Below are 26,318 nucleotides of genomic sequence, written 5' to 3' on the forward strand. Positions count from 1 at the left end.
AGCGCGGGACGGGTGGCGTCACCGAAGGGGTCGTTGCCGCGCCAGCCGACGGTCCAGAGACCGAAGGTGAACTTGTCCGCGGAGGTGGGGGTGAAGCGCTTCGACATGAATCTGCCTCTTGTCGACAAGGGCTCGGACGACGCACCGCCGACCGACCAATTTGTTGGCTGGCAGTACTAATACGGCATCTTGACGTTTGTTTCTAGAGCATCCATGTGACACACACGTCACATGCAGACAACCTGACCGCTCTCCACCAGGGGTCTGCGCATGGTGGGGGCGGGTTCGGAGGGTGTTCGTGCACTGTCGAAGCGCTTCGACAAAATTTTTGTTTTGTGTACGATCAAAATCGGGATTCGTAGGAACGAGGTACGTCATGCCGCCTCGACCGGCCACGAAGGCGGCCACCGCACCGGTATCGGCCGTCCTCGGAGTGGACAGCTCCCCCCGGTCGACCAGGGCCGCGATCGTCGACGCCCCGCCCGCTACGGCGCCCGCGAGAGCTCCCGTGACCCGGTTGCCCGCGCCACCCCGTCACTTCTGAACACGCACTCCTGACCGGCTAAGGAAGACCCCATGAAGTTCACCGACGGCTTCTGGCAGATGCGAGACGGTGTGCACGCCTCGTACGCCACCGAAATCCGCGACCTGCAGATCGGCGACGACCGCCTCACCGCCTACGCCGCCGTCAAGCGTGTCGAACGGCGCGGGGACACCCTCAACGCGCCCCTGATCACGGTGGAGGCGTACGCGGCCGCCGAAGGCGTCATCGGTGTGCGCGTCACCCACCTCGCGGGCAAGCGGCACCCCGGGCCCGACTTCGCCCTGCCGGGCGCGACCGGGACGGCTGCCGCCACCACCCGTACGCAGGGCCGGGCCGCCGAACTGACCAGCGGCCCCCTCACTCTGCGGCTGGCCACAGAGGGCAGCTTCGGTCTGGAGTTCCTGGATGCGGACGGCCACCTGCTGACCTCCGCCGGACACAAGGGCACCGCCTTCGCCACCGTCCAGGACGGCGGCCACCACATGTTCGCCCAGCTCGCCCTCGGAGTCGGCGAAACCATCCACGGCCTGGGCGAGCGCTTCACTCCGTACGTCAAGAACGGCCAGGTCGTCGACATGTGGCAGGCGGACGGAGGGACCAGCAGCGAGCAGGCGTACAAGAACATCCCTTTCTATCTGTCCTCGCGCGGCTACGGCGTCTTCGTCAACCACCCCGGCAAGGTCTCCTTCGAGGTCGGCTCCGAGGCCGTCGGCCAGGTGCAGTTCAGCGTCGAGGACCAGACGCTGGAGTACTTCGTCGTCGCAGGTCCCAGCCCCAAGGACGTCCTCACGCGCTACACCGCACTCACCGGCCGTCCGGCCCTGCCCCCGGCCTGGTCGTTCGGCCTCTGGCTGACGACCTCGTTCACCACCTCCTACGACGAGGCGACCGTCACCTCCTTCGTGGACGGCATGGCCGAGCGCGGCATCCCCCTGTCGGTGTTCCACTTCGACTGCTTCTGGATGCGCGAGTACCAGTGGTGCGACTTCGAATGGGACCCCGAGACCTTCCCCGACCCGGTCGGCATGCTCGCCCGGCTCAAGGAGAAGGGCCTGAAGATCTGCGTGTGGATCAACCCCTACATCGCGCAGAAGAGCCCCCTGTACGCGGAGGGCGCGGCGAAGGGCTACTTCGTGCACGCGCCCGGGGGCGACATCTGGCAGTGGGACCGCTGGCAGGCCGGCATGGCGCTGGTGGACTTCACCAACCCCGAGGCGACCGCCTGGTTCCAGAGCAAGCTGAAGGTCCTGCTCGATCAGGGTGTCGACGGCTTCAAGACCGACTTCGGCGAGCGCATCCCCACCGACGTCGTCTGGCACGACGACGCCGACCCGGAGCGGATGCACAACTACTACACGCACCTCTACAACAAGGCCGTCTTCGAACTCCTGGAGAAGGAACGCGGCCAGGGCGACGCGGTCCTCTTCGCCCGCTCGGCCACCGCCGGTGGCCAGCAGTTCCCCGTTCACTGGGGCGGCGACTGCTGGTCCTCCTTCGGCGCGATGGCCGAGTCCCTGCGGGGCGGACTCTCACTCTCCCTGTCCGGCTTCGGCTTCTGGAGCCACGACATCGGCGGCTTCGAGGGCACCCCCGACCCGGCCGTCTTCAAGCGCTGGCTCGCCTTCGGCCTGCTCTCCTCGCACAGCCGACTGCATGGATCCTCGTCCTACCGGGTGCCGTGGGAGTTCGGCGACGAGGCGGTCGAGGTCGCCAAGCAGTTCACCCAGCTGAAGCACCGCCTCATGCCGTATCTGTACGGGGCAGCAGTCGAGGCCCATCGCACCGGTGTCCCGACGATGCGCCCCATGCTCCTGGAATTTCCCGACGACCCGGCCACCCGTACCGTGGACCGCCAGTACCTGCTGGGCCCGGACCTCCTGGTGGCCCCGGTCTTCAGCGAGGACGGCCAGGTCGAGTACTACGTCCCGGAGGGCACGTGGACCCACCTGCTTTCCGGTGAGACCGTTACCGGCCCGGCCTGGCGCAAGGAGATTCATGGCTTCGACAGCCTCCCGCTGCTGGTCCGGCCGGGCGCGGTCCTGCCCCTGGGCGCCGACACCTCCCGGCCCGACGGCGACTGGCCGGACAACCTGGAGCTGCGGGTCCACGCCCCCGAGGGGATCGGCGACTTCACCCGCACGGTGACGGTCCCCGACCTCACAGGCGCGCCTGCCGCGACGTACGAGGTGGTCCGTGCGGGCAACCTGGTCCGTGTCACGGCGGACACGGACCGGCCGTACGAGGTGACGGTCGTGGGTGAGAGCGGCCTGGACGTCGTGAAGGCCTGACGCCGGTGGCGTCGATTCGCGGCTCCCCGGTGCCGTAGCGCGGAGGGGTGCCTCACTGATATGCCGACGGGTACGGGTGACCGGTGGTGCAGCGGTACGCGGCGGTGCCCGTCGACTCCACGTCGGAGGACGACAGCGTGCCGATGCCCGCCTCCGTACCATCGACACCCGAGCCGACGTCGCCTGACATCACCTGAAGGCAGAGAAGATGACCACACGGACAGACTGCGTCGACCATGAACTGATCCGGGCGGCGGCTCACGTCGCCGGCTCACGCTGCCGCGGCGACAACCACACGATGGCGGCTGCGGCCCGCGCGGGGGACGGCCGCATCGTCACCGCAGTGAACGCCTACCACTTCACCGGAGGCCCGTGCGCGGAGCTGGTCCTCATCGGCACGGCCGCCACCCAGGGCGTCTACGACCTGGACACCATCGTCGCCGTGGGTGACCGGGACCGAGGCGTCGTGCCGCCGTGCGGCCGCTGCCGCCAGGTCCTCGTCGACTACTTCCCGGCCCTCAAGGTCATCGTCGGTACGAGCGACAGCCTCAGAACCGTCTCCATCACCGATCTGCTTCCCGAAAGCTACATCTGGGCGGACCACCAGCTCGACACCGAGGAAGGCGCATCCCTCGGCACGAGCTGACACTCCGGGCGGTTGCGGGGTGAACATGTACGGACGATCCGAGGGGAACCCGATGCAGGACGAAGCATGGAATCGTGTGGAGCGGCTGCGGACCTGGCTGGACGAGAACGCCGTTCAGGCGTCGGACAGCGATGTGCGGCTGCTGCGCGTACTGAAGATCGGCGAGGAGTTCGGTGAGGTCGCCGAGGCGTTGCACGGCGTCATGGGCGCCAACCCTCGCAAGGGGGCGTCCCATACGTGGGACGACGTCAACAAGGAGCTGTGCGACGTCATCGTGACGGGCATGGTCGCGCTCGCCTCGTGCACGCCTGATGCGCGCAAGCTCCTGGACGAGCGGCTGCAACACCTGGTGGACCGTGTGCTTCCTCCGAGTGGCGGGAGCGGGGCCGACGTGGCGTGAGAGGGGATGAGTGACCCCGGCCGGCTGATCACCGGGTCCCGGTCCGGAGCATCGATCCGGCGAGTGCCGGGGGCCGCCCCAGATCGTGGCCGCCCGCCCTGGAGCCGGCGCAGTCGGTCAGCTGCTGACAGTCCGGGCCGAGCCCCATCCAGGGGAGGGGGACCGATCGGTGACGCGCGGGTTTCCGTGAGAGCACATGAGGACAGCAGGCGCCACGGCACGTAGCTGATTCGCGGGCGCGACGAGCCGCACCCGCGTGAAGGCCGCGTACGCGGAAGGCTCCCGGCTCGATCGACGCCGTGCAGTCCGTCACGGGGCTGGGCGCAACGGTGACCGGCACCGCACGTCGGTGGGCGTGGTGCTGGGCCGTGGTGGTCAGGTCGGCGGGTCGGGACTGCCGCCGGCGCTGCCTCGTGTGAGGATCGCCGCACGTCGAACCGGCGACGCACGAGGCGCGGGATCCACGGACGTCAAGAGAGAAAGACCTCCGCGTGGATCCGGAACTCGAAGTCATCGTGCTGCCCGTCTCCGGCGGCGATCGGGCCAGGTGACCCAGGGCGCGACGGGCACGGTGCAGGCAGTCGGGTCGACAGGCGGGCGGGTCGACAGGCAGGCGATCTGCGGCCTGAAGCGTGACCACAGAACCAGAGGCCGATACCCGGAGGTACGGATGACGGGCAGCAGACACCATGGCCGTGGCATGACCGTTCCTGGCGGCGGTGGTTCGTCATGACTGCCGCACCCAGCGGTCCGGGCACCCGAAGCGGGCCCGACCTTGCCGGTCGGACCGTCGTGGTGATCGGCGCCAGCGCGGGCATCGGACTGGAAACCGCCCGCCAGGTACGCGCACGCGGCGGCCAGGTCGTGCTGGTCGGCCGCAACCCCGAACGGCTGCAGCAGGCTGCGCTCGAGCTCCACCCTCTCGGCACGGCAGCTTTCGACGCCACCGATGCCGACCGTCTCAAGCAGTTCTTCCAGGATCTGCCCGGCCCGGTCGACCATGTGATGGTCACAGCCGGCGGCCCGTTCTACATGCCCTTGGAAAGCATGGACCTCGCCACCGCCCGCCGCGCATTCGACGAGCGCCTCGCCATGACACTCGCGGTCGCCCTCTACAGCCGTGGCAAGGTCCGAGCCGGAGGCACGCTGCTGTTCATCGGCGGCACCGGCGGTCGGCGCCCCGGTGTCGGCATGGCCGTCATGTCCGCCGTCACCGCGGCTCTGCCCGCCCTCACTGCGAACCTGGCGCTCGAACTGGCGCCGATCCGGGTCAATCTCATCGCTGCCGGATTCGTCGACACACCCCTGTCGGCCACGCTCCTGGGCGATCAGCTCGATGCCCGGCGCGAGGAGTTGCGCGCGACGCTTCCCATCCGGCGGGTCGTCGTCCCGGCCGACGTGGCCGCTCTGGCCGTACACATCATGTGCAACGACGCGCTCACCGGCGGAACGTACGACGTCGACGGCGGCCAGCAGCTCATCTCCCACTGACCACCAGGAAGGAGCAGCTCAGGGGACGGCGGAAGAGATGGCGTTCGGGCGAGGGGATCAGATCAGCGCCGGGCGGCCGGCGAGTTGTGGATAAAGCGCCTCCGGGCCCGAGGACAGCGCTGCCTGGACCTGCTTGCTGACGTCGTCGGCGAGCACCTCGTACAGTCCGGCCTCGACACCGTCGAGGGCCGCGCGGGCCACCGCAGCGGGATCGACCTTCGGAGTGGTCAGATGCGCGACCATCTCCGTCGCCATGTAGCCGACGTGCAGAGCGGTGACCTGCGTCCCCTGTTCCGCAAGAGCCATCCGCAAGGCGTTGGTCATCGACCATTCGGCAGCCTTGGCCGCGGCATATCCGGCGCTGGCCGGGATCGATATCCAGGACATCACGGACAGGACATTGACCAGCGCGCCGCCGCCGTTGCCCCCGAGAACGGGGGCGAAGGCCCGGCTCATGGCGAGGGTGCCGACCACGTGCGTCTCGAACTCCTTCCGGAACGCGTCCAGGTCGGACGCGAGAACGTCCGCCCGGGTCGTTGAACCGGCGTTGTTGACGAGGAGCGTCACGTCCTGGGCCTGGGCGGCTGCCGCGCGCACGGATTCGTGGTCGGTGATGTCGACCGCGACCGGGATCGCCCCGGGCACCGTGACCTTTCCGGGGTCGCGGGATCCCGCGTAGACCTTGGCCGCTCCGGCATCGAAGAGCGCCCGCACGAATTGCTCGCCGAGTCCGCGGTTCGCTCCGGTGACGAAAGCGACAGACCCTTGGACCTTCATGGGAGGACCTCCCCGGCGATGGGTTGCAGGGCCGAAGACCGGCCGTCGCGACGTGCGCGACGGCGCAGCGCGACCGCTCCGAACGTATATCGCTCGGGTGTCCGTCACCACCCGGACCGCGGGCGGCCCGGTGTCCGGGTGGTGTTCCACCGGACGATCGTCGATGGCCGTGGATGCGGATCGAATACGCGGAGGGGCGGCCGGGCGCCGGCCGAGGTGGGCCGACGGAGCCCTGGCCGGGCCGGCTCCTGGACGCCCCACGCCGCCCCCTCGCGTCGGCCGTACCCGGCACGTCAGGCGGGCGAGCGCCGACTGCGGCGGCAGTCGGAGTCTTCGAACCCGTGACGAAGGATGCACGGTCACATGGGCCCGGACCCGTCCGATTTTCGGTCACGGCCGTGACGCCAGTGAACATTCACCGGCGATTTTGCGTGCGGTGTCCGATATCCGAGCATGGGGTGAATCCCCCGGCGACTCCCGCAGCCGGCGTGCGCCCGCACGCCGGGCCGTCGCTGCTTCCGGGCCGGGGGCCGTGGCGCCGCCCCGCGGGGCAGGCGACGCCACCCAGCACGATGAAAGGCGCACCATCCTCATGCACGACACCGGAACCGTCCCACAAGGGGCTCCGGTCGCCGTCGCGCATCCTCACTCCGACCTGCGGAAACCGGCGAAACATGGCTGATTCTGGCGGCGGGTCGGTGCGGGGGCGCCGGCTGCATGCTGATGTGCACGCACGACGGCTGAGTCGATAGAGATGTCCCAGTCGATCTCCCCGACCGCGTCGGCCTCGGCCTGGACCTGCTGGAGCAGACGCTCCCAAGTCCCGTCGGCCGACCACGGACGGTGGCGTTCATAGACGGTCTTCCACGGTCCGACCTCTCGGGCAGATCACGCCACTGCACTCCGGTCCGCACCCGGTGCAGAATCCCGTCAATCACCTGCCGGAGATCCCGCCACCTGCCACAACGCCTGTTGCTGACCGGCAGGAACGCCGCAGCCGTGCCCACGCGGCATCCGTTAGATCGCCCCGCCCCATGCTCACCTCAACGATTTGGGCACGGCGGCCGTCACGTGGGCAGCACGACACCTGCGTACTGGCCGCTCTCTGGCCTGGAGAGGAACACCCGGCGGGTTGGCAGCTCGATTTCCGCGACGACGACGGCAATCTCCTCTCCATCGCCGACCAGGGCGGCTGGGCCCGCCACTCCCGCTCCATGCTCGGCTACATGCAGCGCGAGGACGGCTGGGACGACAACGCTTCCGCCGGCCTCACCTGAGTGGCTGAAACAATCCAACCACTAGATCTTGGGTTTGGTCGCCTCCACCCGCAGGCGCGGCGGGCGGGGCGAACGGGTGGACGGGCGCAGTGCTCCCTGTGGTGGCAGCCTGAGGGCGGGGGACGCGGCACGACATCACCGAAGCCACTCGGCGGTAATGCGAGGGTGTATGAGGCATCCCAACGCGGATTCGACCGGCAGGAGGCTGCGGCTCGTCCTGATTGCCGACCCGGGCTTGCCCTCCGAGATCGCCCGGAACCTCTCCCGCCGTTTGCCGGAGCATCTGCGCCGGCGCATCGGCAGGGGGATCCGCTGGCAGGTGGACACCGTGACGGAACCCCTGGTGGCCGACGAGCAGGCCGACGTGTCCAGCCTGGCCGAAATCGTCGAAGCCCGAGGGGAGGACGGCGACTGGGACATCGGCGTCTTCCTCACCGATCTGCCGCGCCGGGCGGCGCGCAACCCGGTCAGCACTGAGGTCGACCCGGAGCGCAGGATCGCGCTGATCTCCCTGCCCGCCCTCGGCTCCCGGCGTCTGCCGCGCCGGGTGCGGCAGGCGGTGGTCGACGTCGTCAGGCAGCTGACCGCGCAGGACGAAGAGCCGCTGGATTCTCCGGTCGTCGGCCGTCCGGCGCCCAGCGAAGAGTCCAAGCGCGAGCGCTACGTCGTGCCTGGGCTGCGCGGCCACGTCCGTCTGGTCCTGGGCATGGTGCGCGCCAACCGCCCCTGGCGGCTGTTCACGAGCCTCTCCCGCGCCATGGCCGGAGTCTTCGCCACCGCAGCCGTCGGGTTTCTCAACAACACGACCTGGCGGGTCTCCACCACGCTCGGCATCGCGCAGCTGACGGTCATCGCCGTGCTGTCCACCCTCGCCCTCACCGGGTGGATCATCATCGATCACGGGCTGTGGGAACGAGCCGAAGACCTGCCGGATACCCACGCATCGCTGTACCCCTACAACCTGGTCACGCTCCTCACCATCGGGCTGGGGGTGTTCTTCCTCTACACCACGCTCTTCGTGACCCTCGTGGCAGTCTCGTTCCTCGTTGTGCCCCCGGCCGTCTTCGGCAGCATCACACAGCACGCCGTCGACGCCTCGGACTACGCCACGCTGAGCTGGTTCGTCACGTCCAGCTCCATGATCGGCGGCGCTTTCGGAACGGGACTCGAGAACGCCGAGGAGGTACGCGACGCCGCGTACGGGCAACGCCACCGGAGACGTCAGCGAAAGCTCACCGAAGCCCGCGACAGGGACAGGGACAAGTGAGGACGACCTCGGCTGCGGCAGTGATTGACGACCATGACCAGTCCGGCCTCGCCCCGAGAACGGAGATACGGTGACGAGCGACAACACGACAGCTGGAATCCGCTGCATCACTGGCGGGCCGGTGCGGCGTGGCCCCTCATCGCCGTGGACGAGAAGGAGTTCGTCCTCCTCGCGCGGGCGATGCGGGGCCACGTACGGCGAGCCCTGCTCCGGAGAGCGCTGACGCGCCGCAGAGGCGCCGTTCGCCCGGGTCGCGCGTGGGTTCGGCTGCGGTGGTCAGGGATTGCCGTTGGGGTGCAGGACGACCTTCGTCCAGCCGTCGTCGCGGGCGTCGAAGTGTTCGTAGGCGGTGGGGGCCTCGTCGAGGCTGAGTTCGTGGGAGACGATGAAGCTGGGCTCCGCCTTGCCGCCGACGATCAGGTCGCGCAGGGCCCGGTTGTACCTTTTGACCGGGGCCTGGCCCGTGCCGATCTTCTGGCCCTTGAACCACATCAGGCCGAAGTCGATCGGCACCTTGCCGTGAGCTTCAAGGTCTCCCTGGGCCTCCGCTCCTCCAGGGTCCTGGGGCAGGAACACGCCCACGACTCCGATATCGCCGGTGAAACGGACGGAGTCGATGAGGCCGTTGAGGGTCAGGCTGGCGTCCTCGTGTCCCTGCGGGTCGTGAGCCTGGTATCCGACGCATTCGCAGCCGTTGTCGGCGCCGAGTCCAAGGGTTGCCTCCTTGACTACCTCGGCCGGGTTCTCCTTGGTGGTGTCGATCGGGATGACGCCGATCTCTTCCGCGACGCGCAACCGGTCGGGGTGGTGGTCGGCGATCCAGACGCGGCCGGCACCTCTGAGCACCGCAGAGTAGGCGGCCATCAGGCCCACCGGACCGGCTCCATACACGATGGTCTGGTCACCGGGCTTGACGTCCGCCATCTCGGTGGCGTGGTAGCCGGTGGGGAAGATATCGGCCAGCATCACGTAGTCCACCTGGCGCTCTGCTGCGTCCTCACCCAGCCGCAGGGCGTTGAAGTCCCCGTACGGCACCCGCAGCAACTCCGCCTGGCCGCCCTGGTACGGGCCCATGTCGGCGAACCCGTAGGCGGCTCCGGCGAGGGCCGGCTCCGGCTGCATGGTCAGGCAGTAGTTGGTCAGCCCTTGTTCGCACTGCTTGCAGAAACCACAGGCGATATTGAACGGCAGGACGACGTACTCGCCGACCTTGACCTTGCTGACGGCCGGGCCGACTTCGACGACCTGACCGAGGTTTTCGTGCCCCAGAGTGCGGCCCGTCTCGAAGTCGGTGCGGCCCTCGTACATGTGCAGGTCGGAGCCGCAGATGTTCGTGGTGGTGATCTTCACGATGATGTCGCACGGATGCTCGATCTTTGCGTCCGGCACATCCTTTACGGTGACTGTCCGCGGTCCCTCGTACACCGCTGCCTTCATGATCACTCCCTGGCGGCCGCCGCGAAGGGGTAGATCTCAAGGCGGCCGGTAGCAGGTGGCGCCTCCGCAACGAAGGTGCCCTCGGTCCGTGGCTCAGGCGGGCTGCAGTGACCTCGCGAATCCCCCGGTCGCACCGCAGAACTCCGGCCAGCCGTCTGGGCCGTGGACTGGAGAGCCGGTGTCGGTCGATCGATGACGCGGATCGAGGCTGACACGCTCAGTCACACGATTGGCGACCCGCTGCAGGAGGCCGGTGTTGATGGCTACAAGACCGAACAGCCCTGGTGTGACGGCTCCCTTGGCCGGCTGCTTGCTCGTGCCCAGGGGCCGCCATCGACCGCCCGGAACCACTGGTGCGGGTCAAGCCAGTGCCGTGAGTGGTCGTGATCCCATATGGACGACGCCGGGAAATCCGCATCCATTCCAGGGTAAGTCGCATCACACTGCCCGGCAGTCTGGACCGGGCGGGCCGAGGCCCACGACTTCTTGGTGACGTCCCCGATTGGTTCGCCCTGGATCGCGCCGCCGGCCAGAAGGCGGCGCGGCTACGGGCCTGGCTACGACGACCCGGAGGACTACGGCGAAGCACGGCTGCTGTCGTACTGTCGAGGAGCCGCCGCTAAACCAGTGGCGTCCCCGTGGACGAGCCTCATAGCTTGTGCGCTCGTGACAGATGACCCGAAGACGCGCCTGAATCGACATGACCTCGGTCGGGTGTTCAACGAGGTGCCGGAACTCTACGACCGGGTCCGGCCGGGATACCCCGACAAGCTGTTCACGGACCTTGTCACCGTCACCGGCATTGACGAAAGGTCGTCGGTGCTGGAGGTGGGCTGCGGTACCGGCCAGGCCACGCCCTCGCTGGCAGCGCTCGGATGCTCAGTGACCGCCATCGAGCCGGGCGAAGAATTGGCCGCACTCGCTCGCCAACGAATCGCCACCCACGGCAACGTGGAAGTCGAGACCTCGACGTGAGCGACTCCCACCGCGCCGGGTCAACTCGCTCCCCGGCAATGCGAGGGGGCGGGACCGCTGGATGCGGTCCCGCCCCGGGTCGGTCAGCCGGGGCTGATCCGGTGGGTACTTACTTCAGGCCGAAGGCCCGGTTGATGTTCTGCGTGACGGTGTTGCCCTGGTTGTCGGCAGCGCTGGTGCGCAGCGTCACGAACCGCGCGCGGGTGGGGGCGTTCAGCTGGGTGCTCCAGCCCTGGGCGGTGCGGGTCAGGGCTGTGTGGTGCCAGGTTGCGCCGTCGTCGTAGGAGATGTCGAGGCCGACCGTGCCGATGGTGTCGGAGCTGGGAGCGCCCGGGAGGTGCGAGGGAGTGACGGTGATGTCGGCCTGGCGGCTTGTCTTGCCGGCGTCGTTCATGCCCTCGACGGTGTAGTCGAGCTGGATCAGCGGCAGGACGTCGAAGGTGCCGGCGGCGGCCCGCCCGGAGGTGAAGCTCCACTCGGTCCTGGTGGTGGTCGAGTACTCGTTCGTCCAGGTGCCACGGGCGTTCTCCGACACCAGGCGGTATCGCAGCGTCTCGGGAGCCAGGACGAGGGGGAACCGGAAGCTGCCCAGGGTGTCGGTCACGGAGTCCCTGATCAGGGTGTCGCCCTGGTAGAGCGCCACCTTATTCTGGACATCGACGTTGTTGTACGTCGTGCCGACGTGTCCGGCATCCGAGTCGCCCCAGCCCAGGATCTGCGCGTACACCTTGTCATCCACGCGGAACGGTCGGTGGGAACCGTCCACCCGAGGGCGCTGGATCGGCCCGAAGTAATGCAGGTGGGAGGTCTGGTCGGTCGGGTACCGCTTCAGGATGTCGCTGCCGATCTGAAGCTGCTGGTTGACCTGGGCGAACTCGGCCCAGTCCGTGTCGCTGGACACCCAGTCGGTGCGCTTGCCCTGGGCGGGGGTGGGCAACATGTTGTATCCGTAGTCGCCGCGCCAGACGGCGGAGCGGAACTCCATGCCCCGCGCGGGCCGGTTGTTGCGGAAGGAGACATCCACCCGCGCGAGGTCACGGCGCTGCGGCCGGTAGGTCGGGTCCGCCGGGACGGCGGCCACATGGTGGGAGATGTCGTAGAGGTAGTCCGTGGTCGGGTGGGAGGTCACCTGGAGCGCCGTCCTCCGGCCCTGCTCGATCTGGGCGATCAGCTCGTCGCCCTCGTCCGCGGTCAGCGTGGCCACGGTCAGGGGAGGCGGGTTCCCGGTCTGGGACCAGGGGTTGTCGAGATCGACACCCCACGGCTCCAGGCGTCCGGAGCCGTCGTTGACGACGAGCAGCACCTTCGCGCCGGCCTTGGCCGCCGTCTCGGCCTGCTCGGCAGGTCCGACGGCATCGCTGCGCCGGACCACGACGACCTTGTCCCTGGCGTCGAGCCCGGCGTAGGCGGCGGGGCCGCCCTCCCCGGCGTAGACGGCCTCGTACCGGCGCGTGCCATCGGTGAGCGGGATGCGTCCGCGCTGGACACGCAGGTCGTCAAAGGCGCGCGTACGGGAGGTGACCGTTAGGGCCGGCTCGGTCAGGCGCCAGTTGGACCCGAACTCGAAGGTGCCCACGGTGACCGGCTTGGTGGGCAGGGCCCAGACGCTGTCGTACGTGGCATCGGGCCACCGCCCCATGGTCAACGCGCTTCCGTTGTCGAACCCCCGGTAGAGGTCGATGCGGGTCTCGGCGAGGGTGGTCTCCTGCGGAGTCCGGACGGAGATCTGCTTGGCCTTGGAGGCGTCCAGGTCGACCGTGGCGTCCTTGTCGAGGACGACCTCGGGAGCGGTCAGGACGGCCTTGCCCTTGGAGCGCGGCCCGTGAGCGCCCTGGACATCGCTTTCCAGGCTCACGAAGTACTTCCCGGCGGGCAGGTCGACCGTGCCGGTGCCCGTAGCGTCCAGCTGCAGCGGTCCCATGAAGGCCTTGTCGCTGAACACGTACACCTCACCGCCCAGCGGGCGGCTGCTGCGGTCCTTGGCGTTGATCGTGAGGGTGTGGCGCGGGGCCTGCTCGTAGGCGCCGATGATGGTATGGGCCAGCAGCGCGCCGGACGCGTCGGTGGCGAGGATCTGCCCCGAGGTCGTGGTGTCCGGCTTCACCAGGTCGAACGCGGTGGTGAGGGCCACCTTGCTGCTGCCGTGTGCGGGGACGGTGACCTGAGCTGCCGACAGCGAGAACGCCCCGGCGGCGGCACCGGGGGCCTGAACCGCCAGGTCGAGGGTGACCGGACGGTCCGCGGTGTTGGTGTAGATCACCTCCTTCTCGGTCCTGTCGCCGGCCGGCACCGTGGAGTCGCGGTAGCCGCCGAACACGCTGCCGGTGGCGAACACCGTGCCCTTGACGGCGGCGGCGACATCCAGACGGCCGCTGCCGCCCTCGTACGGGGTGTACTTGGGAGTCGACTGGGTGGTGCTGACCAGGCCGTCCTTGAGCTGCTGCCCGGTCCACTCCGGGTGGGCCTCGGCGAGCAGCGCAGCGGCGCCAGCGACATGCGGGGTGGCCATCGAGGTCCCGCTCAACGTCTGGTAGTAGCCTTCGCCGTCTTCGGCGTACTGCGAACGGGCTGCCAGCACGTTGACGCCCGGTGCGGTCAGCTCCGGCTTCAGGCCGCCATCGCCCTGGCGCGGACCGGTGCTGGAGAACTCGGCGAGGGTGTCGGAGGTGTCCACGGCGCCGACCGACAGCGCGGCGTCGGCGACGCTCGGGCTCGAGACGGAGTGCGGGCCGGCGTTGCCGGCCGCGATGGTGAACAGCGCACCGGTCTCGGCACTGAGCGCTTCGACCGCCTGGCTCAACGGGTCGCTGGCGTCAGTGGGCCCGGAACCGAGGCTCATACTGATGATCTTGGCATGCTGGTCGCGGGCGGCCCACTCCATACCGGCCAGCACCCAGGACTCCTGCCCCGAGCCATCGTTGGCGAGAACCTTGCCGACGTGCAGCCGCGCGCCGGGGGCGACGCCCTTCTCCTTGCCGTCGGAAGCGGCACCGGTGCCGACGATGGTCGAGGCGACGTGCGTGCCGTGACCGTTGTGGTCCTCGACGTCCTGGTCGGGCACGAAGCTCGTACTTGCGCTCACCTGGCCGACCAGGTCGGGGTGCCGGGTGTCCACACCGGTGTCCAGCACGGCCACGTCCACACCCTGGCCGGTGTCACCAGCCGCCCACACCTGCGGTGCGCCGATCTGCGCGGTCGTGTCGGCCAGGTCGGCCTTGACCTTCCCGTCCAGCCAGACCTTCGCGACCCCGCTGCGCAGCTGGGGCTTGGCGCCGGCGCTGCGACCGGTCGCAGCGGTCTCGCCGGTGAGCGAGGCCCAGAAGTCGGCGGCCTTCGTCCGCTGCTCCGACAGCGCCGCACCCTGAATGCTGCCCAGTGCGAGGGTCCTGGTGGCGCCCGCGGGCACTGCCTGGGTCCGCGAACGGACGGCGGCGTCGGTGTACGTGACGATCAGCGGCAGGCTGCTGCTCTGGTCGTCCCCGTAACCGTCCGCCAACAGCTTGGCGACGTTGAAGAGTTCGCGGTCCACCTTCCCCGCGGCGATGTACCGGACGGCGGAGTCCGGGTACACGTAGGTGTCCTTGCCGACCGTGTAGGTCGTGAAGCCGGTGAGCCGGCCGTCAGCGCCCTGCACGGAACGGGTGACCCTGCCGTCGGCACCAGTGCTGATCGTCACCTTGTCACCCGTGATCAGGGTGACGGTGCGCGAGGTCGGCTGGTGCGCCGCGCGGGCGGACAGCCGCGGAGCGGCCTGGTCGGCGGGCGTCATGGCGGTGGCCGGTATGACCCCCGCCGTCAGAGCGGCGATCGCGGCAAGCGCGACCGGACCTGGTCTGGGTATGGGAACGCGGGGCAAAGCGACTCCTCAGGGGAACCGAAGAACGGGCACCTGATGATCGGCCGCACTGGGTTTGAGGTGGCGGTCTCGGGATGTCGCAGTTGAGCCATGTCGCATCTACGCCATGGCCGGTAATTCGCGTAACAGACATCTCCGGTGCGCATGGGATCCACCAGCGGAGCATGAGCCAGATCGAGTCGGCCCTCGTCCTCGTCCTCGTCCTCGTGCCGCGCCGCGGCTGCCTGTCGCTCGGCGGGCGGGCCGGGGACGCCGGGGCTGCTGTTCGCTCCGCTGCCCTCTTCGAGGAGATGACCGTCGGTGGCGCCGACGCTGCGGTGTTGTCGATCGTGAAATGGCGCGGCTCCGACCAGTCCGAGGCCTCGCTTCCGTTCGGAAATCTGTACAAGACCAGCTTCCCCGGCGGGTCGTAAAGGCTCGGGTACTTGATGCCGTAGTCCTTCTGGAAGGCGATGGCCGGTCTCCGGCCGGAGTCGCGGGTGTTGATCCCGACGAATGCGACGCCCTTGGCCTTGTCCTCCTTTGCGACCTTGGCGAAGGGGGGCCTCGTCGCGGCAAGGCGGGCACCATGGGCCCCAGACGTTTACGGAGAGGGGAAAATTATTCATCCAACCGCAGCACCAGCTCGTCGATCTCCGCTCCCCGCGCGTTCGCGAAGCCCTGGTCCTCGCCGACGACCTTGAAGCCGCACTTCTCCAGGACCCGCACCGATCCGGTGTTGTCCGCCGCCGCCCGGGCGAGCAGCGGGCGTTCGGGGACCTCGGCGAGCAACCCCCGCAGCGCCGCGGTCGCGATGCCCCGCCCCCAGTAGTAGCGATCGATGAAATACGTGACTTCCCGCTCGCCCGGCTCGCCGTAGACGGCCGCGTGCCCGACCACATCGTCGTCCGCGAGCACGGTGCGGGTGACGACGTCGGACGAGGCGAGGATGCGCTTCCAATGTGCGTCGAAGTGGGCCCGGTCCGTCGGGTCCTCGGCGGTGAAGGCGGCCATCCGATTCGACTCGGGGTCGCTCATGTGCCGGAAGAACACGGGCAGATCGCTGGGGCGCACGGGACGCAGGGAGACATCTAGGGAAGCCATGGGCCCGACCCTAACCACCCTGAGGAAAGGACGGGAGTGAGTCGGCCGTGACATGCAAAGGGCCTTACGGGTTGGGCGAGTTGTGACGCCGACCCGGGCCCGTACGGCCCGTACCTATCCTGCCTGGTCCGGGGGCTCCCGCGCACATTACGGGGAGTTGCTCGAAGAATTCGCCGCGCGGGGCTTCGCCATCCCCAACCCGCCCCGGTCTGCGCGGCGCTGGCACCGTGGTGCAAAGACCGGGCCGTGCACGACCCCTGCGACATCCTGGTCGATGTCGCGCCGGCGGTCGCGCTGGGAGGGGACTGTCTGGCCGATGTCGCCCTGCTGCGGGCCGAGCCAGTCGTGTTCGGGCCGGTGGCCGCCGACCCGACCGTCTCCCGCCTGATCGCTACGCTCGCCGCGGTCCGGCCCCTTGCCGCCGTAGACCCCGTCCCCGGTGACCCGGCCGACGTGGTGTCCGGCATCCAGGAACCGTTCGGTCACCGCTTCGATCATCGCGCGGACCGGCTCGGGCTCGGTCGCGAAGACGGTGTCCTCGCCGAGTCCAGCGGCCCGGCAGCGGTCCGCACGCGTTCGCTGCGGAGTGCGGGGTGGCCTGCGCTCGGATGCATTCCGGCGGCGGGAAGGAGACGTCCCCGCCGCCGGGTGGCACCGGTGGCGGGGACGTCTCGGGTATGCGTCAGAGCGCAGGCGGGGTCAGCTCGTCAGCAGGGTGAAGTCGTGGACCGTCGTCGCTCCCTTCTTGATCTTCACCGTGACCGCCAGCGGCTGGTAGCCGTCCTTGGCGGCGATGACCTGGAGCGGGTTGTTGCGGGCGTCGAGCCACAGTGCGTAACTGCCGTCCGCGGCGGTCTTCAGCGTGTAGTGCGTGACCCAGGTGGAGACCTGCACGGTCGCGCCGGTGATCGGGCCGCCGCCGGCCATCGTCACCGTGCCGGCGATCTTGCCCCAGGTGGCGGGCGGCTTCACGGTCAGTGCGACGCCGACCGGGTCGAGCCGGTACGGGGTGTCGCTGCGCGGGATCAGCAAGGCGGTGTAGGTGCCGGGCTGGGTGATCTCGGGCACGGAGGCGTCGAGCGTGACCGTGACCGTTGTGGAGGCGCCCGGCTGGACGGTCACCTTGTTCGCGCTCTCGCTCAGCCAGGTGACGTCGGCGGCGCGCTCCTGGTCGTAGCCGGGCAGGACCTCGGAGGTCTTGACCGGAGTGCCCCCGCTGGTGAGACCGCCGATCGTGTAGAAGCCCAGGCTGCCGCCGCCGCGGTAGACCGAGGTGTTGGCGTTGGGCAGGGCGGTCCAGGTGTTCTCGTTCGGCTCGTAGGCCCAGACCTGGTTGGTCAGCGCGGTGCCGTTGTTGACCGAGCCGCCCCGGATCAGCAGCAGGCCGTTTGCCGACGCGTAGGCCGCACCCCAGGCGTCGGTCGGCTGGTCCGCCACCGGCGACCAGGTGTCGGTGTCGGGGTCATACACATAGGCGTGCTTGGTGGTCGCGTGCTGGGCCTCGCCGCCGGAGCAGTAGAGCTTGTCCACGATGGCGCCGCAGGACTCCCAGGCCACCGGCTGCGGGTAGGGGGCCGCCATCGACCAGGTGTCGGTGTCCGGGTCGTAGACGGAGACGTCCGTGGAACCACAGCCGATGGTGAAGCAGCCGCCGACGGAGTACAGCTTCCCGTCGAGTACCGCGCTGCCCGCGCCGGCGTGCGGCTTAGGCATCGTGGCGCCGGTGCTCCAGGTGTCGGTCGCGATGTCGTAGATCTCCAGCTTGCCGTCGGGGCTGCCGCTGGTGCCCCAGCCGCCGGCCGCGTAGATCTTGCTGTCGATCACGCCGTGAGCCGGGGCGTCGCGGGAGTCGGCGGCGGAGGCGAGCTTGGTCCAACTGCCGTTGTACGCGTACAGATCCGCGGTGCCGTGGCCCCCGGTGGAGCCGAACGCGGAGTAGACGGTGCCCTGGTAGGTGTCGACGGCGTTGTCGCCGGTGGCCGTGGGCAGGTCGGCGACGGGCTGCCAGGCGGTGCCCGGGGTACCCATGGCGCGATCCGTCGCGTGGGCCTGGCCGGCCTTGGACGCGGCTGCGGACGAGGTGAGCCGCAGGGGCGAGTAGGAGCCCTTGACCAGGTGCAGCGGGGCGCCCGCCTGCTGCCGCGAGGCGGCTGCCCGCTGTACGGTGAATCCTCCGGTCTTCTCGGTGAGGTTGAGCGTGGCCGGTGCGGTGCCGTCGTTGGTCACGGTCACGGTCTGGCCGGCGCTCTTGCCCCAGGCCACGTTCTTGGCGATGGAGGCCGGGGTCAGCTTGAGCCGGCCGGCCTTGAGCGGGAGGTCGTGCTTGACCGTGGCGTCCGGGGTGATGTTCACGGTGTCGGTGGTCGTGGTGTAGCGGGACAGCGCAGCGACCACCGGGTGGTTGCCCGTCAGGTGCGAGAACATCCAGTAGAAGCCGTCACCGACCTGCGGGTCGTCGGGCGTGGCCGTGCTGGTGGTGTGGTCCCCGGGTGCCGGTGCGTCGGTGCTGGTGACGGTGGCGCCGTTGACGCCCGCGTGGGTGTTGGCGTCCGTCACGTGGCCGACGAGGAGTGCGCCGGGCACCGCGTCGTAGGTGCGCTGCCCGAGGAAGACGTCGTCGAGCTGCCACCACATCCCCCAGTCACTGGTGGTGTAGTGGAAGCGCACTCGGACGTCGCTCTTGCCCGCATAGGCGTCGAGCGGCAGTTCGAAGTGGGCCGGACCGGGTACCCAGAGCGAGCTCCTCTCCCACAGCGTCGTCCAGGTGGTGCCGCCGTCGGACGAGACGTCCACGTCCGCTGTGTTGCCCGCCCAGCCGGCGTAGTCGGTGTCGAACGCCAGGATGGGGGTGGTCGCCGAGCTGAGATCGTACGACGGCGAGACCAGCGAGGAGTCCTGCGTCTGGATGCCGCTGAAGTCGCTGTCGACGATCGCGAAGCCGCCGCTGCCGCCGGTGCGGTTGTCGCGGCTGCCCGGGTTGTCGAAGGCCCAGCCGCCGTCGGCGCCGTCGGCGTTGGCCACGCTCCAGCCGTCGGTGGGTCCGGCGGTGGAGTCGAAGGCCTCGGTCGGCCCGTGCAGGTGCACGGCGTAGCCCGGCGCCCGGGCGGCGGCCGAGTCCACGGGTACGGCGATGTTCAGCTTTTCGTCGGCGGTTGCGACCTCAACGGTCTTGTCGACCGTCTGGTAGCCGGGGTAGTTGGCCGTGACGTGGAGGGTGTACGAGGCACCCTGCGGGAGCTGCAGGGAGTAGGCACCGGTGGCGGGGTCGGTGAAGACCGGTCCGCCGGGCACACGATCGGCAGTGATCTTCGCGTAGAGCGGCCAGCCGTGGCCGGAGCCGTCCGTGACCTTGCCGGAGACCTTCTGCGTGGGCAGGGCGTCGAGCCCGAAGGACTCGGCGACAGTCCCGCCGTCGGCCAGCACGACGCCGCCGGCACGGCCGGTGGCGTAGCCGTACACGCTCGCGGTCATGTCGTAGGTGCCGGCCGGGATGTCCAGCCGGTACGTGCCGGACGCATTCGAGATGGCGGTGTTGTCACCGGCTTTGACGGTCACTCCGGCGATCGGCTTGCCGGTGGCACGGTCGGTGACCGTGCCACTGATCACACCGTGCGGGCCGGTGCGGAAGGCGTTGATACCGCGGGGGGTGCCGAGCCCGGTGGGTCCGTCGTAGCCGGGGCCCGCGGTGCACAGCGCCGCCGGGGTGCAGGTGCCGTTGTTGCCGGTGGTCACGTCGTTGAGCGAGTCGGCCTGGGCGTACGGGTAGGAATTGGGGTACGTTCCCGCGGCAGGGGTGCCGGCGTCCGCGTAGGCGCCGGCGATGAGCGGGGCGGATGCGCTCGTTCCGCCGAACACCGACCAGCCGTTCCCGCCGTAGGTCTGGTAGACCGAAACGCCGGTCGCCGGGTCGGCGACCGCGGAGACGTCGGCGACGGTGCGGTTCGCGCACGCCGTGTCGGTCTGGAACGACGGCTTGGGCTCGTAGAGCGAGCAGCCCGAACCGGGGCCGCCACCGCTGGGGCCGTGCCACACCGACTCGCTCCAGCCGCGGCTGGTACCGGAGTTCCTGGCCAGGGCGGTGCCGCCGACGGAAGTGACGTACTGAGAGGCCGCCGGATAGGAGACGCCGTAACTGCTGTCACCGGAGGACGCGACGACCGCGACGCCCGGGTGGTTGTAGTAGGGATCCATGGCGGTGAGTTCCGACGGGTCCTCGCCGCTGCCCGGCGTGCTGTCGTAGAAGGTGCCGTAGGAGTTGGAGACGTACTTCGCGCCGAGCGCGACCGCCTCGTCCACCGCGGCACCGAGGTCGGCGAAGCCCGGGCTGTCCGCCTCGACCAGCAAGATGTGCGCGTTGGGGGCGGCGGCGGACACCATGTCCACGTCGAGGGATATCTCGCCGGCCCATCCCGGGTCGGCGGCCGGGTAGTTCGTGCCGCCGCGCTGGTCGACCTTGGTGAAGCAGCCGTTGGCCGTGGTACACGCGGGCAGACCGTACTGCTGGCGGTAGACCGCCAGGTCGGCTTCGACGGTCGGGGCGTCGAAGGCGTCCACGATCGCGACGGTCTGGCCGGCGCCCCCGTCGACGGGTAGTGCGTAGGCGCTCTGCAGGTCGCCGGCGCCGAAACCGATCGGCGTGGTGGAGAGTGGCTGAACACCCCTGCGGGCGGCCACGTCCGTGCGGCGCATCGCCATACAGGCGAACTCCCCGGGCTTGGGGTCGCCGCACTGCCGGACGACTGCGGCTGCTGCCTTGCCGGAGGGCGCGGCGACCGCCGGGGCTGCGGCGGGCAGTTGGAGTCCGATGAGGGCAAGTGCTGCCGACATGAGGCCGGCAACCGCGGTAGCGGCCCGCCCTGCACGTCCACCGCTCGGTCTGAGACGGGCTGTACGCAAGGAGTTTCTCCCGAAACCGAAGGTGACCCCGGGGGATGACGATGTCCCCGCCCGATCGCGGCCCGATCGGACCGCTGGCGCATTCAACTGCCTTACCCACACCGCTAGGAAGACCCTGCGGCTGTCACATAGGTGAAACTCCGAGTCCGCTCAGCGGACACTGCTCTCTGCTGTTCGAGACAAAAGCCCCTTCGTGCCTCGGGCGTAGGCATGCACGAGGTGTGCCGGCCAGTGTCGACCTGACGATGTGACCATGATCGGCCGGACAAGTCCGTGGCAGCGGCTGTCGCAGATGTGCCATGGCACATCTGCGACAGGTCCACCATCTGTCACTACCTCAACTCCTGACTTGAATGGGCTGCTACTCGTTCATGGCAACGCCTTTGAGGAGTTGGTGCAGGGAATGAGATCCAGATCGAGGACCGCGGCCGTGGTCGCGGCCACCGCGGTGGCGCTGGTCGCCACCGGGCTGCCGGCGGCAGCCGACCCCGAGCCCGGGGCCGGGGCCGGGCATTCCACGGCGCCGCCTGCCGCGGCACCCGCCCAGCACACCGTCACACTGATCAGCGGTGACCGGGTCGGCTTCACCGGCAGCGGGGGTGGCCTTCAGGTCAGCGGGGTGACCCCCGGCCAAGGGCGGGAGCACATCGCGTTCACCCGGGCCAGGATCAACGACCACGAATACGTCATCCCGGTCGACGCCACGCAGGCTCTCGCCGACGAACGGGTGGACCGGCAGCTCTTCGACGTCACCGCGCTCGCCGCGCAGGGGTACGACGACGCGGCCCGGTCCTCCATTCCCCTGATCGCGACGACGCAGGCCGGACCCGCACTGCGCGGTTCCGTGCAGCGGGACACGTTTCCCGAGCTGGGATTGACAGCCCGAACGGTACGCAAGTCCGAGGCTGCCACGGCCTGGCGCAGTTTCCTCGCCGCCACGGGCGGGACGTCACGCGCCGCCGCGGCCGGGAAGCTCTGGCTCGACGCCAAGGTCGAGGCGAGCCTGGACCGGTCCGCCGCCATGATCGGCGCGCCCATCGCCTGGCGCAAGGGCCTCGACGGCAAGGGTGTGAAGGTCGCGGTCCTGGACACCGGGTACGACCCCACCCATCCCGACCTGAAGAACAAGGTGGTCGCGGAGAAGAACTTCTCCTGGGACGAGAGCGTCACCGACCTCAACGGCCACGGCACGCACGTCGCCTCGACCGTCGCCGGAAGTGGTGCCGCGTCGCAGGGCAGGTACAAGGGCATAGCGCCCGGGGCCCAGTTGCTGATCGGCAAGGTGCTCGACGCGGGTGGGTCCGGCGATTTCAGCGGCATCCTCGAAGGCATGGCCTGGGCCGCCGCGCAGGACGCCGACATCGTCTCGATGAGCCTCGGATCCAGCCTGCCCAGCGACGGCAGCGATCCGCTCTCCCGGGCGGTCGAGACCCTGTCCAGGGACGGCGGACCGCTGTTCGTCATCGCGGCGGGCAACGCGGGCAAGTCGCGCAGCATCGGCTCGCCGGCCGCCGCACCCAGCGCCCTGACCGTCGGGTCGATCACCAAGGAGGGCGCGATGTCGTCGTTCTCCTCCCGTGGACCCGCGGTCACCGACGGCGGTGTCAAGCCCGAGATCACCGCGCCCGGCAGCTCCATCACCGCCGCCCGCGCCGCGGGGACGTTGGACGCCGCCGCGAACAACGAGTTCTACGCGACGATCAGCGGCACCTCCATGGCGACCCCGCACGTCGCCGGGGCGGCCGCCATCCTCAAGCAGCAACACCCCGACTGGGACGCACAGCGGCTGAAGGCGGCTCTCGTCGCCACCGCCGACCCGGTCGTCGGCGCGGACGTGTACGAGGAGGGCTCGGGCAGCGTGAACGTGCCCGACGCGCTCTCGTCCCGGATCACCGCCTCCCCCAGCACGGTCTCCGCCGAGCTGGCCTGGCCGTACGGCGGCAGCCCGACCCGCACGGTGACCTACCGCAACGACGGCGGCAAGGACGTGCGACTGAGCCTCTCCCTGGCCGGGACAGCACCGGTCTCGCTCGCCTCGCGGCAACTGACCGTTCCGGCGGGCGGCACCGCCGCCGCGACCGTCCGGATCGACACCGGCAGGGCGTCCGCCGGCGCCCACGGCGGCTGGATCACCGCGCGCGGCAGTGACGGCAGCACGGTGCGCACTCCCGTCGGCATCGACGCGGAGGCCGCGGCCGCCACGCTCACCCTCGAACCCGCCGCCGTAAGGCCCGGGGTCGAGGCGGCGTACACCAATCTGGTGGTGCAGAACGAGAAGACCGGCGAGGCACAGCTGGTCGGCCTCACCAAGGAGCCCGAGGAGGTCCGGCTGCCGGTCGGCGACTACCGGGTGTTCGGCGGGGTGTGGGAGTACGTCCGCCACGGCACGGCGAGCATGCCCGAGAGGTCCGTCGCCGTCGCCAGGCGCGTCTCCCTCACCGGCGACCGGACGCTGAAGACCGACACGTCCGCGGCGAAGCCGGTCACTACGGGCATCGATGATCCGGAGATGCGGATCAATGAGCAGGGGTCGGCGACCGGGCAGGTCTCGTCGACCGGCGCGGGCACTCCCGTCGGACTGGCCGCACCGATCTACGCCGGCGCGTACAGGTCGTATGCCGCGGGCAGCGGCCGGATACCCGGGCTGACGTACTTCTCCGCCGCATCCTGGCAGCAGCCGTACGTCCTCGCGACGACGGTCGGCGGCTCCGGCGCCCCGTTGGACGTGCCGGTGTGGTTGATGTCGTGGCAACGGCTGGAATGGAACATGGAGAAGCGGGTCACCGACGCGGGCGACGGCGGGGATCTGACGGGTCTGCAGCTCAAGGACCGGATCGTGCTCCTCGAGTCGGACTGGAGCGTGCCGTGGGAGGAGCAGAGCCGGCGCTACGACGCGATCAAGGAGCAGCAGCCAGCGGCGATCCTGCTGGCGGGGTCGGCGTCGATCGACCCGGCCGATCCGCCGCTGGGCATCGATCCCCAGGGCGTGGAGCTGCTGCGCGAGCAGCTCGCCAAGGGAGAGGTGACCCTTCGGATCAAGGGTGAGCGCAACGGTGAACGCACCTACTTCACCTTCCACACCCATGACGACGGGGTACCGGCCGGTGCCCACTGGCAGGACCGGCGCCGGGACCTGGCGCGCGTGGACCACAGCTTCCGCACCACCGGCTTCCCCAACGACACCAAGGGGATCTACGGCTGGGTGACCTACGGCGGCCTGCGTCTGGCCCAGCAGTCGACGCTGTTCCGCGCACCGCACCGGATGACGGCGTACTACACGCCCGATGTCCCGTGGACGACGGCGACGTTCGAGTACGCGCTGGACTCCGTCGGGGCGCTCGGCTTGCAGTTCACCAATCCGACCGTCTACCGCAAGGGACGCACGACCGGCGACAACTGGCTCACGGGCCCCTTCAACCCGTCGCTGTCGGTGAACGGACCCGACGGCCGGGCGCAGGCCACCCGCGACGGGGACAAACTGCGTCTCTCGCTGCCGATGTTCTCGGACGCGGCGGGCCACCAGTCGGATCCCGTGCGGGATCTGGAGTCCGGCGAGACGGTGCTGCGCGACGGCTCGGGCAAGGTGCTCGCCCGTAACGACGAGCCGGGGCAGGGTGTCTTCGACGTGCCCGCGCGTGGCCGGTGGTACGAACTCACGTCGTCCGCACACCGCGACACCCCGGAGTGGACGCTGGGCACGCACGTCACGGACACCTGGCGGTTCCGCTCGGAGCACACGGGTGGCGAGCGTCCGCTGCCACTGCTCGACACGCGCTTCGACATGGCGGGGCTCGATGGGGACAACTCGGTGCCGGAGGATCGGGAGTTCACGTTCGGCCTGGACATCGGTCGCCAGGTGGGCGTGCACAGCAGGGCCGGCATCGAGCGGGTGTCGGTGCGGTACTCCACGGACGACGGCGCCAGCTGGCAGCCGGCAGAGGTTCGGGGCCGTGACGGCGTCCGGCGGGTGACCGTACCCGCGATGAGCACCGGCTGGGTCTCATTGAAGGTGACCGCCGCGGACCACTCCGGCGCGTCGGTCGCGGAGACCGTCACGCGGGCCTACCGAGTCGGCTGCCCCGAGTACTGGTGCGCGTTCGCCCCGGCGTGGCCGCACTGGCCGGCCGGGTAGCCGGCCGGCCGGCGCCGCGCGGTGGTGCGGACCGGCCCGACGGGTCGGCTGGCACCACCGTGCCGGCCCGAGGGGTCGGCACGCCCCGTGCCCCGTGGGCCGCGGCATCCCCCATCCCCCTCGTCGAGTGCTTCCCGCGGCCCAGCGATCGGATGCTCGTACGGACGGCGTACGAGACCGGACTGCGGTGGGGCGAGATCAGCGCGCTCGCTGCGTGCCACGCCCGCAACCCCCGGTCCGGCGAGTACGAGCTGCGCGTCACCCGGGCCTGGAAGCGGGTGCCGGGCGAGGAGTGGTACCTGGGACCGCCGAAGTCGAAGGCGGGGCGGCGGACGGTCGAATTCACGGCCGGCCTCTGGCAAGAGCTCCTCGACTACGGCCTCGCCACGCTGGGGAAGGACGACCTGCCGGCGTTGCGCCAGCTGCGGGACGACCAGCCTTCCCGCCCCCAGCGCCGCAGGGGCGACGATCCCTCTGTGCGACAACTGCAAGCCCTCGCGGCAGTGCCGGTGAATTTCCCCCGGCCGCTCGTCGTTCCGTACATCGCGTCCTGGTCTCAGGAGCAGGCCCGCAGCCTCGTGGTGGTCGGTCCCCGCGGTGGCATCGCCTACCAGGACGAGGGCCCGTACGACCGGGATGCCGACGGCTACCGGTGGCTACGGGCGCCGGCCAAGCAGGGTTGCGGGCGCCCGGACTTCGGCAGGGTGCATCCCTTGCGGCAGCGGCGCGTGATGCGCCGACTGCTGTGCCAGGACTGCGGCGGGTCGGCCGACCAGGACGAGCGGGGCACGCTCTGGCTGCTGGAGGACCACCGCGCTCACTGGGAGGGCTGGCCGATCGGTCTGCTGACGACGCACCCGCCGGTGTGCGCCCCGTGCGCCCGCCGTCCGCTCCTGCCCCAACCTCCCCGGCCGGTGTGGGGCTGTACGGGTCGGGGCATCCGAGGTGAGTGGGATATTTGGAGTCTGCTATCTGCCTGGCAGACCGTTGACGCCCGGTGTCGTGCAGTACGGCGACCCCGCCGGGCGGTGGGTCCTCGCCAGTCAGCTGGTCCGCTCCCTCTCGGACTGCACCGTCGTCCTGGACGAGCTCGCCGGCGCGCAGCCGCGCGCTCAATGACTCCCGCCCGCGGCCGTTTCGCCGATCGGTCGCGGGCGGGTTCCCAAGGCCCGAGCGACGGCACTCACCGTAGGTTCAAGATCACCTGAGATTCCTTCCCGACCTAAGGCCGGCGGTGGCCCGGGTTGGG

16 protein-coding genes and 2 pseudogenes are annotated in these 26,318 nt (G+C 69.8%); 11 read left to right on the plus strand and 7 right to left on the minus strand.

The annotated features are described in order from the left end of the window. Positions 1 to 576: 576 nt before the first annotated feature. Positions 577 to 2,832: an alpha-xylosidase gene (gene yicI / locus ACFYP5_RS30250; RefSeq protein WP_389041917.1), complete on the plus strand. Its 2,256-nt coding sequence runs from the start codon at positions 577 to 579 to the stop codon at positions 2,830 to 2,832. A 52-nt stretch (positions 2,833 to 2,884) separates the two neighbouring features. On the opposite strand, the gene ACFYP5_RS30255 is transcribed toward yicI, so the two are convergent. Continuing rightward, positions 2,885 to 3,022 (minus strand): hypothetical protein, encoded by a 138-nt coding sequence (locus ACFYP5_RS30255; RefSeq protein ID WP_389041919.1) that lies wholly within the window; start codon positions 3,020 to 3,022, stop codon positions 2,885 to 2,887. Between the two features lie 18 nt (positions 3,023 to 3,040). Here ACFYP5_RS30255 and ACFYP5_RS30260 point away from each other — a divergent pair, with 18 nt between their 5' ends. The 3 genes from ACFYP5_RS30260 (at position 3,041) to ACFYP5_RS30270 (ending at position 5,369) form a co-directional block, all read left to right on the plus strand. After that, a complete protein-coding gene (locus tag ACFYP5_RS30260) occupies positions 3,041 to 3,478 on the plus strand; it encodes a cytidine deaminase (RefSeq protein ID WP_389041920.1) in 438 nt (145 codons plus the stop codon). A gap of 52 nt (positions 3,479 to 3,530) precedes the next feature. Then, a complete protein-coding gene (locus ACFYP5_RS30265) occupies positions 3,531 to 3,878 on the plus strand; it encodes a MazG-like family protein (protein WP_389041922.1) in 348 nt (115 codons plus the stop codon). A gap of 729 nt (positions 3,879 to 4,607) precedes the next feature. Next, a complete protein-coding gene (locus tag ACFYP5_RS30270; RefSeq protein WP_389041924.1) occupies positions 4,608 to 5,369 on the plus strand; it encodes an SDR family oxidoreductase in 762 nt (253 codons plus the stop codon). Positions 5,370 to 5,426: 57 nt separating this feature from the next. Here the strand turns inward: ACFYP5_RS30270 and ACFYP5_RS30275 are convergent, their stop codons facing one another. Further along, positions 5,427 to 6,146, minus strand: coding sequence for an SDR family oxidoreductase (locus ACFYP5_RS30275; RefSeq protein ID WP_389041926.1), 720 nt, complete (start codon positions 6,144 to 6,146; stop codon positions 5,427 to 5,429). Between the two features lie 705 nt (positions 6,147 to 6,851). Next, positions 6,852 to 7,182: pseudogene (locus ACFYP5_RS30280) on the minus strand (IS5 family transposase); the annotation flags it as partial. Between ACFYP5_RS30280 and ACFYP5_RS30285 the strand changes: the two are divergent. Then, positions 7,181 to 7,423, plus strand: coding sequence for a hypothetical protein (locus ACFYP5_RS30285; RefSeq protein WP_389041928.1), 243 nt, complete (start codon positions 7,181 to 7,183; stop codon positions 7,421 to 7,423). The pseudogene ACFYP5_RS30280 and the gene ACFYP5_RS30285 overlap by 2 nt on opposite strands. A 328-nt stretch (positions 7,424 to 7,751) precedes the next feature. Beyond that, positions 7,752 to 8,690: a hypothetical protein gene (locus tag ACFYP5_RS30290; RefSeq protein WP_389041930.1), complete on the plus strand. Its 939-nt coding sequence runs from the start codon at positions 7,752 to 7,754 to the stop codon at positions 8,688 to 8,690. A 276-nt stretch (positions 8,691 to 8,966) separates the two neighbouring features. On the opposite strand, the gene ACFYP5_RS30295 is transcribed toward ACFYP5_RS30290, so the two are convergent. Continuing rightward, complete coding sequence (locus ACFYP5_RS30295; RefSeq protein WP_389041932.1) at positions 8,967 to 10,127, minus strand: glutathione-independent formaldehyde dehydrogenase; 1,161 nt, start codon at positions 10,125 to 10,127, stop codon at positions 8,967 to 8,969. A 666-nt stretch (positions 10,128 to 10,793) separates the two neighbouring features. On the opposite strand from ACFYP5_RS30295, the gene ACFYP5_RS30300 reads away from it, so the two are divergent. Then, entirely contained in the window at positions 10,794 to 11,102 is a 309-nt protein-coding gene (locus ACFYP5_RS30300) for a class I SAM-dependent methyltransferase (protein ID WP_389041934.1), read from the plus strand. 109 nt (positions 11,103 to 11,211) lie between these two features. Here the strand turns inward: ACFYP5_RS30300 and ACFYP5_RS30305 are convergent, their stop codons facing one another. Continuing rightward, the gene (locus tag ACFYP5_RS30305; protein WP_389041936.1) at positions 11,212 to 14,958 is read right to left on the minus strand and encodes a S8 family serine peptidase; all 3,747 of its coding nucleotides are present in this window, start codon (positions 14,956 to 14,958) and stop codon (positions 11,212 to 11,214) included. A gap of 164 nt (positions 14,959 to 15,122) precedes the next feature. Here ACFYP5_RS30305 and ACFYP5_RS30310 point away from each other — a divergent pair, with 164 nt between their 5' ends. After that, on the plus strand, positions 15,123 to 15,371 hold the full coding sequence (locus ACFYP5_RS30310; protein WP_389041938.1) for a hypothetical protein: 249 nt from the start codon (positions 15,123 to 15,125) through the stop codon (positions 15,369 to 15,371). A 187-nt stretch (positions 15,372 to 15,558) separates the two neighbouring features. Here the strand turns inward: ACFYP5_RS30310 and ACFYP5_RS30315 are convergent, their stop codons facing one another. Further along, positions 15,559 to 16,041: a GNAT family N-acetyltransferase gene (locus ACFYP5_RS30315; protein ID WP_389041940.1), complete on the minus strand. Its 483-nt coding sequence runs from the start codon at positions 16,039 to 16,041 to the stop codon at positions 15,559 to 15,561. A 168-nt stretch (positions 16,042 to 16,209) separates the two neighbouring features. Here ACFYP5_RS30315 and ACFYP5_RS30320 point away from each other — a divergent pair. Further along, positions 16,210 to 16,470: pseudogene (locus ACFYP5_RS30320) on the plus strand (hypothetical protein); the annotation flags it as partial. A 270-nt stretch (positions 16,471 to 16,740) separates the two neighbouring features. Here ACFYP5_RS30320 and ACFYP5_RS30325 read toward each other — a convergent pair. Continuing rightward, a complete protein-coding gene (locus tag ACFYP5_RS30325) occupies positions 16,741 to 20,868 on the minus strand; it encodes a carboxypeptidase regulatory-like domain-containing protein (RefSeq protein ID WP_389041942.1) in 4,128 nt (1,375 codons plus the stop codon). 472 nt (positions 20,869 to 21,340) lie between these two features. Here ACFYP5_RS30325 and ACFYP5_RS30330 point away from each other — a divergent pair, with 472 nt between their 5' ends. After that, positions 21,341 to 25,069 carry a S8 family serine peptidase gene (locus ACFYP5_RS30330; RefSeq protein WP_389041944.1) on the plus strand — a complete coding sequence of 1,243 codons (3,729 nt, stop codon included), beginning with the start codon at positions 21,341 to 21,343 and terminating at the stop codon, positions 25,067 to 25,069. A 152-nt stretch (positions 25,070 to 25,221) separates the two neighbouring features. After that, on the plus strand, positions 25,222 to 26,277 hold the full coding sequence (locus ACFYP5_RS30335) for a hypothetical protein (protein WP_389041945.1): 1,056 nt from the start codon (positions 25,222 to 25,224) through the stop codon (positions 26,275 to 26,277). The last annotated feature ends 41 nt before the right edge of the window (positions 26,278 to 26,318 follow it).

Source organism: Streptomyces sp. NPDC005262, from assembly GCF_042872425.1.
Classification (GTDB): Bacteria; Actinomycetota; Actinomycetes; order Streptomycetales; family Streptomycetaceae; genus Streptomyces.